The 275-nt window shown below is 65.1% G+C and carries 1 pseudogene; it reads left to right on the top strand.

The window, feature by feature from the left end:
• A pseudogene (locus tag SB753_RS37045) lies at positions 1 to 275 on the top strand (pyrrolo-quinoline quinone); the annotation flags it as partial.

Genomic DNA, 275 nt, shown 5'->3' with positions numbered 1-275 from the left:
CGGAGCGGGCGGCATTGACGCTCGTTGGCGGCAACATCTATATGGGCTGGACGGCGCACTGCATGTCCGGCGCTTACACCGGCTGGCTCATGGCGTACAACGCCGGCACACTCAAGCAGACCAGCGCGTTCAACATCACGCCGAACGGCAGCCAGGGCTCGATCTGGATGGCCGGCTCCGGCATGGCTTCCGACGGCTCGTCCATCTATGTCGTCGACGGCAACGGCACGTTCGGCACGACGCTCAATGCACAGGGCTTCCCGGTCGACGGCAAC

Source organism: Paraburkholderia sp. SIMBA_053, from assembly GCF_046534895.1.
GTDB lineage: Bacteria > Pseudomonadota > Gammaproteobacteria > Burkholderiales > Burkholderiaceae > Paraburkholderia > Paraburkholderia caledonica.
The sequence above is the reverse complement of the archived record's forward strand: the minus strand, read 5'-3'. Positions and strand labels throughout refer to the sequence as shown.